We start from the raw sequence: 6,371 nt of genomic DNA, 5'->3' as shown, positions 1-6,371 counted from the left end.
CCTCGCCGCCCACCCCGGCCTCACCGCCGTCATCGACCTCGCCGACGTCGACCGGGCCACCGACGATCCCGGGCCCTGGCAGGAACGGCTCGCCCTGCTCCAGCGGCTCGCCGCCACCGGTCCCGGTCGCCGCGCGGCCGGACGGACCCGGCCGCTGCACATCCTGCACGCCACCTGCGGGCGACGCACCGTCGGTGGGGAGCCGGGGCCGCGCCCGGGCGCCGGGGCACGCCTGGCCGGTTTCGTCCGGTTCCTGGGTGCCGAGAGCGGCCACCTCACCGGCATCACCGTCGACCTCGACCCGGCCGACCGCACGCCCTCCGCCCAGGCCGGGGAACTGCTGTCCGCGCTCCCCGGCAACCCCTACGGCGAGGCCGTCCACCGCGCCGGACAGGTGTACCTCCCGGAGCTCACCCTCCTCGCTGGGGCGCGCCCTCCGGCCCCCCGGCTGGACCACTACGGCACCTATCTGCTCACCGGCGCCACCCGGGGCATCGGCGCCCGGGTCGCCCGCCACCTCGTGGACCGCGGGGCCCGCCACCTCGCCCTGCTCGGCGCCCGCTCCCTGCCCCCGGCCGACCGGTGGGACGCGCCCGGCCTCGGCGCCGGGGCACGGGCCGCGGTGGAGACCGTACGCGCCCTGGAGGCGGCCGGGGCCCGCGTGCACGTCCACCGGGGATCCTTGCTGGACGGCGCCGGACTGAGGGCGTTCCTCGACCAGGTCCGGGAGGAGAGCGGACCCGTACGGGGCGCGGTGCACTGCGCCGCGGTGACCCCGCCCGTGGGTGCTTTCGCCGGACGCGAACCGGCCGACATCCGTCGGGTGTTCGAGCCCAAGGCGGAGGCGCTGGAGGTCCTCTACGAGCTGTGTCTTCCCGACCGGCCCGACTTCCTGGTGGCCTTCTCGTCCCTGTCCGCGGTGGTGCCGCCCGTCGCCGGGGGAGTGCTGGAGTACGCCGCGGCCAACAGCTTCGTCGACGACTTCGCCGCGCAGCACGCACCGGCCACCCCCTGGCTGCACTCGGTCGCCTGGCCGATGTGGCGCGACAGCGGGGCCCGGCCCGGCATGGGCAACCCCGGCGCACGCTTCGGCCTGGACGCGGCGGGGGACGACGAGGCGCTGCACGCCATGGACCACGTCGTCACCGCCCTTTCCGGCGGGCCGGTCGTGGCCCTGCGCGCCCTGCACGCCGACGACCCCACGGAACTGCTCCGGCTGCCCGTCACGGTGCCCGCGGGGTCCGGCCCACCGGCCGCCGGGGCGCTCCCCACGCAGCCCGCCCTGCCGGTTGCCGCGCCTCCGTCCCCGCGGCCGGCCGGCCCGCTTCCCGTCCCGGCCTGGCTGGCCGACGTCTTCGCCGGTGTCGTCGGAATCCCGGCCGCCGACTTCGACCCCTCCGCCGAATTCGCCGAGCTGGGCGTGGAGTCGGTGATGCTCGGCGAACTCCTGGACGCGATCGAACAGCACGTCGGCCGAGCCCTCGACCCGGCGCTGCTGCTGGAGCACAGCACGCTGCGCACCCTCGCCGACCGTCTGCACGCCCTCCTGCCGGAACTGGCCGCAGCGGACCGGACGGAGACGTCCGGTGAGCCACCGACGGGCGTGTCCGGAGCAGCACCACTCCCGGTCGACGGGACACCCTCCGACGCCCCCGCGCCGCACAGCGCCACCGGCACGCCGCAGGCGGACGAACCACAAGGTCCCGCGGTCCAGGCGACCGCCGCGCCCCGGCAGCGACCCGCCCCGGCGCAGCCGCTACCCGCTCCCGTGCCCGACCGGGACACGATCGCCGTGATCGGGGTGGCGTGCCGGCTGCCCGGTGCTCCGGACGTCGCCACGTTCTGGCGCAACCTGCGCGAGGGGCACCTCGCCATCGGTGAGGTGCCGCCCGAGCGCTGGGACGCCGCCCGCTTCCACCGGCCCACCCCGCAGCCCGGTCGCACCGTCGGCAAGTGGGGCGGATTCGTCGACGGCATCGAGAAGTTCGACGCGGGTCACTTCGGGCTCACCGACGAGCAGGCCCGCTATCTCGACCCCACCATCCGGCTGTTCCTGGAGACCACCGCCGACTGCCTGCGCGACGCCGGTCTGGAAGGGCCCGAGCTCGCCGGACGGGACGTCGGTGTCTTCGCCGGAGCCCGGGGCAGCGGATACGCGGCGCGCGGCGAGATCCGGGCCGAAGTACCCGAGTCCGACCCGAACTTCGTGGCCTCGCACGTCGGCCAGCACTTCGATCTCCGTGGCCCGCACCTCGTGGTGGACAGTGCCTGCTCGTCGTCCCTGGTGGCCATCCATCTGGCCTGTCGGAGCCTGCGCAGCGGGGAGACCGAGGCGGCGATCGCCGGGGGCAGCAGTATGCTGCTGGACGAGGCGCCGTACCTGGAGTTCTCGGCCGCGGGGGCGCTGTCGCCGACCGGCCGGTGTGCCGCGTTCGACCGGCGCGCCGACGGATTCGTCCCCGGCGAGGGCAGTGTCGTCCTGCTGCTCAAGCCGCTGCACGCGGCGCTGCGCGACGGTGACCCGGTGCACGGCGTCATCGAGGGCTCGGCCGTCACCAACGACGGCCGCACCATGGGGCTGACCACGCCGAACCCGGCCGCGCAGGCCGCCGCGGTCCGCCGGGCGCTGCGCGACGCCGGACGCAAGCCGGCCGAGATCGGCATGATCGAGGCGCACGGCACCGGCACGGCGATCGGTGACCCGCTGGAGTTCCGCGCCCTGCGCACCGTTTTCGACGAGGACCGGGACCACCGCGACGGACGCTGCCTGCTCGGCTCGGTCAAGTCGAACGTGGGCCACCTGCTGCACGCGGCCGGCGCGGTAGGTCTGCTCAAGGCGCTGCTCGCCGTGGAGCACGGTGTCGTACCGCCCACCCTCCACTGCGAGACGCCCAACCCGCGCCTGGACCTGGGTGATTCGCCGTTCGCCCTGGCCACCGAGGCGCGGGACTGGCCGCTGCCCGGCCGGCCCCGGGTGGCCGGGGTCAGCTCCTTCGGATTCGGCGGCACCAACGCGCACGTCGTGGTCGCCCAAGCTCCTCCCGCACTGCTGGAGGCGGCCGGTGAACGCCGCAGGAGCAGGCCGCCGATCGCCTTCGAGCGGCGGCGCCTGTGGCTGGACCGGCCCGGGAGGCCGATCGCCGAACCGGCACAACGCCCCGCGCTGCGCCTGGCTTTCCGGTGATCAACCCCCTGTCCGACGCCGGGTGGACGTTATGAGACATCTCTCGGCGGACACGGCCGGATGGCCGTGAAATCCGCACGGGCGTCCGGTGGGGCAGGTATCGTCCCGCGCCAGTGCCATGTCCTGAACCCGGCGACGGCGGGCGGCCGTTGGGCCACCGGCCGTTCGGGCCGGAGACCGGGTAAAGAAGATCATCGGTGAGTCGTACGGGGAGACCCGTGGGCTCGGAACGGGAAGGGGGACGGGGGACCGGGCCCGCACGGGCCGGGCTCTCGACAGCCCATGACGACGTCGCATCCGCCGGTCTCATCCGGGCCGGAACTGAGCAAGCGGCAGATCAATCGCGCGATCATCGGCGTGATGACCGGTCTGCTGCTGTCCGCGCTGGACCAGACCGTGGTGAGTACGGCCCTCCCCAGCATCGTCAGTGACGTGGGCGGCCTGGAGAACCTGGCCTGGGTGATCACGGCCTATCTGCTGACCTCGATGGCGAGCACTCCCGTCTGGGGCAAGGTCTCCGACCAGTTCGGGCGCCGCATCGTGTTCGTCGTGGCGACGAGCATCTTCATCGTGGGGTCGGCGCTGTGCGGTGTCTCCCAGGAGATCACCCATCTGATCGCCGCCCGCGCGGTGCAGGGCCTCGGCGCCGGAGCGCTGTACGCGCTCGCCCTGTCGGTGATCGCCGACGTCGTCCCGGTCCGCGACCGGGGCCGCTACCAGGGCATGGTCGCCGGGGTCTTCGGCATCGCCACCCTCGCGGGCCCCCTGGTCGGCGGCGGCCTCGTGGACGCGATCGGCTGGCGGTGGATCTTCCTGATCAACGTGCCGCTGGGTTTGCTCTCCCTCGCCGTCACCGCCTCGGCCCTGCGCGGCATCACCGCCGAACGCCGCAGCCGCACCGTGGACTACCTCGGCGCCACCCTGGTCATCGCAGCCACCACCCCGCTGCTGCTCTACCTGAGCTGGGCCGGCGGTGAGCGGGGGTGGACCGACCCGCTGTCGCTCGGCCTGGTGGCCGTCACCGTCGTCCTGGGCGTCGCCCTGGTGCTCGTGGAGCGGCGGGCCGCCGAACCCGTGGTGCCCATGGTGCTGTTCAAGCTGCGGCTGTTCTCCCTAGGTTCGGCCTACAGCATGATCGCGGGCCTCGCCCTGTTCACCGGTGTGGTGTTCCTGCCCGTCTATTTCCAGGCGGTGAAGGGCATGTCGCCGTTCACCGCGGGGCTCGCGGTCGTGCCCACCATGATGGGCGTCGGCTTCGCATCCATCCACGCGGGCAACCGGATGAGCGCCACGGGCCGCTTCAAGATCTTCCCGGTCGCCGGCGCCGCCCTGCTCGTGGTGACCATGCTTCCCCTGGGCCTCATCCGGGCGGACACCCCGAGCTGGCTGATCATCCTGCTCGGCGCCGTCTTCGGCATCGGGGCGGGCTTCACCCTCCAGCCCGTCATCACCGCCGTCCAGGGCGTCGTGGCCCCGGCGGACATCGGCGCGGCGACCGCGGCGGTCAGCTTCTTCCAGCGGCTCGGCTCCGCGGTCGGCGTGGCGCTGCTGGGCGCCGTCCTCAACAGCCGGTTCGCCGCGCTGCTGGACGACCGGGCCGGACCGGGCGGCGGCGGCCTGGACGAGGCGTCCCTGGGCAGCGTCGACGCCATCCAGGGCCTGGCCCGGGAGCAACGGGACGTCGTCGTCGGCGCGTACGGCGAGGCGCTCGCCGCGGTGTTCCTGACCGTCGTGCCGTTCGCCGTGCTCGCGCTCGTCCTGTCCCTGCTCATGCCCGAGTCGTCCCCGCCCGACGACGCCCCGCAGGAAGACGTTTCCGAGAAGGAAAAGGCCCTCGACGAAGAGCGCTGAAGGGCGTCTGCGCAAAACTGTGCGTCGCCGCGATCCCCGTTCCTCTTAGTGTCGGCACATCCGATCCGACGAAGAGCGGAGGTCGCGGTGACCGACATTATGAGGCCGGCCCGCCATCAGGTCGACCGACCTGAAAGCGAACTGCTGCACTCGGGCAATGCGGGATTCATCATCTCGCGTTACGCGCATTTCAAGCCGGGCCATGAACAAGAGGGCCTGAATTTCGTGGCCGAGGTCCTCAAGCACATGAACAAGGCCGACCTCAACAACATGACGTTCTTCTTCTTCCAGAAGGCGTTCGGCGACCAGGCCAAGCACCACTGGTTCATCAACATGAAGAGCCCGGCCGACTACGCGGCCAGCCTGGAGATGGTCGACCACGACGAGACCACCAAGATCCTGCTCAACGACGACGTGGTCGCCGACGACCGCGGCTTCGGCAGCTGGGGCAACGCGGTGGTGCAGGGCAGCATCACCGAGCACATCCTCGTGCCCCAGCACGGCCTGGACTACGGCGAGGACGACCACCACGAGGCGTGGGTGCCCGAGGCCTGGCGGCAGACCTCGGTGCCCCCGGAGGAGCAGCTCAACTCCGCCAACGCCCCGCTGATGGTGCACCGCGTCGCCCAGGCCCGGTACCCCATGCGCAAGGAGGCGCGCTACTATGCCTTCGCCTGGCAGAACTACGTCAACGAGAACCTGCGCGGCAAGGTGACCTCCTACCTCTACGAGGAGACCTTCGGCGCGATGGACCGGCTGCACATGCTGATCCACCTCTCGTCGTACGAGGCCTGGGAGGAGCTGCGCAACCTGCCCGACCGCGACCCGCAGTTCCGCAAGCTGGTCGAACGGCAGATGATCGCCCCGGAGAAGGGCGGCGGCACCGGCGCCGACGCGTTCGTGCCCGGCGGAGTCACCGACACCCTCCTCGTCCCCCGCCAGCTCTGACGCCGTGCGCGCGTTGCTCTTCGCCGGGCAGGGCAGCCAGCGCCGGGGCATGGGCGCCGAGGTCTTCGACGCCTTTCCCGACCACTGCGCCCTTGCCGACGACATCCTCGGTCACTCGGTCCGGGACCTGTGCCTGCGCGACGACGGCGACCGGCTCCGGCTCACCCGGTACGCACAGCCGGCCCTGTTCACCGTCCACGCGCTGACCTATCTGGCGCAGCGCGCCGAACGGGGTGAGCCCGATGTGGTCGCCGGGCACAGCCTCGGCGAACTCAACGCGCTGATGGTGGCCGGGGTAATGGACTTCGCCACCGGACTGCGGCTGGTCGCCGAGCGCGGCCGGCTCATGGGCGAGGCCGACGGCGGCGCCATGGCCGCCGTCATCGGC

4 protein-coding genes are annotated in these 6,371 nt (G+C 72.8%); all 4 read left to right on the top strand.

From position 1 onward, the window contains the following. Window positions 1-3,184, top strand: a 3,184-nt coding sequence (locus AOK11_RS28960) for a beta-ketoacyl synthase N-terminal-like domain-containing protein (protein ID WP_157869468.1), incomplete at its 5' end; no start/stop codon positions are given. 282 nt (window positions 3,185-3,466) lie between these two features. Beyond that, window positions 3,467-5,035, top strand: coding sequence for an MDR family MFS transporter (locus AOK11_RS28955; RefSeq protein ID WP_063793538.1), 1,569 nt, complete (start codon window positions 3,467-3,469; stop codon window positions 5,033-5,035). An 87-nt stretch (window positions 5,036-5,122) separates the two neighbouring features. Beyond that, window positions 5,123-5,983, top strand: a complete 861-nt coding sequence (locus tag AOK11_RS43045) for a DUF6039 family protein (protein ID WP_157869467.1) — start codon at window positions 5,123-5,125, stop codon at window positions 5,981-5,983. 4 nt (window positions 5,984-5,987) lie between these two features. Then, window positions 5,988-6,371: acyltransferase domain-containing protein (locus tag AOK11_RS28945; protein ID WP_157869466.1), on the top strand; the 384-nt coding region annotated here is incomplete at its 3' end.

Origin of the sequence: Streptomyces hirsutus, assembly GCF_001418415.1 — a bacterium.
GTDB lineage: Bacteria > Actinomycetota > Actinomycetes > Streptomycetales > Streptomycetaceae > Streptomyces > Streptomyces hirsutus.
The sequence above is the reverse complement of the archived record's forward strand: the minus strand, read 5'-3'. Positions and strand labels throughout refer to the sequence as shown.

Bases quoted from the DNA above. Each gene is read 5' to 3' on its own strand.
- AOK11_RS28955 (WP_063793538.1), top strand. From the start codon at position 3,467: ATGACGACGTCGCATCCGCCGGTCTCATCCGGGCCGGAACTGAGCAAG.